General features: G+C 58.2%; 1 protein-coding gene. It reads right to left on the reverse strand.

The window, feature by feature from the left end:
* Positions 1-803, reverse strand: an 803-nt coding sequence (locus tag KHU29_RS22045) for an IS256 family transposase (protein WP_211455466.1), incomplete at its 3' end; no start/stop codon positions are given.
* Positions 804-862: the final 59 nt, after the last annotated feature.

Below are 862 nucleotides of genomic sequence, written 5' to 3' on the forward strand. Positions count from 1 at the left end.
GTCTGGATCTGCGCCTGTGGATAGACCGCTTCGATGGCTTCGGGGAAGCCGCGCAGGCCATCAACGACGGCAATCAGGACGTCGTCCAGTCCACGGTTCTTAAGGTCGTTAAAGACCTTCAGCCAGAATTTGGCGCCCTCGGTTTGCTCGATCCACAACCCCAGCACTTCCTTGCGGCCGTCGGCACGAATGCCCAGCGCCAGGTACACGGCCTTGTTCTTAACCGTGCCTTCGTCCCGGATCTTCAGTCGCAGTGCGTCGAAATAGACGATGGGATACATCGGTTCCAGCGGCCGTTGCTGCCACTGCGCGACCTCATCAAGGACTTCGTCGGTGATGGTGGAAATCAGGTCTGGCGACACCTGCGTGCCATACAGCTCCAGCAGATGACCCTGAATCTCGCGCACGCTCATGCCGCGTGCGTACATGCTGATGACGTGGTCGTCAAAGCCTGGCATACGCCGTTGGTGCTTGGCGACCAGCTTGGGCTCGAAGCTCGCCAGCCGGTCACGGGGAATGTCCAGGTGCAGTTCGCCGCCTGGCGTGAGCACCTTCTTCGGGCTACTGCCATTGCGATGGTTCCGGCTCGCTTCGCCTTCGCTGGCCAGATGATGGCTCAACTCGGCCGTCAACATACGCTCGGCCAGCATCTTCTTGAGCTGCCCAGCCAGGCCAGATTCGCCAAGGATCGACTCGGCGTCCTTGTTCTGCACTTGCGCCAGCAACTGGTCAATCAGATCAACGGGGATGAGGCTAGGTGCTTTCTGCTTCTTCGGTTTCTTTGTGGTCATTACGTCGGTCATGGAATTTCCCTTTCGGTATTATTTCATAACCCCGTTCACACAGAAAATCTGACAGGCTC

Source organism: Collimonas antrihumi, assembly GCF_018304965.1.
GTDB classification, from domain to species: Bacteria; Pseudomonadota; Gammaproteobacteria; order Burkholderiales; family Burkholderiaceae_D; genus Collimonas; species Collimonas antrihumi.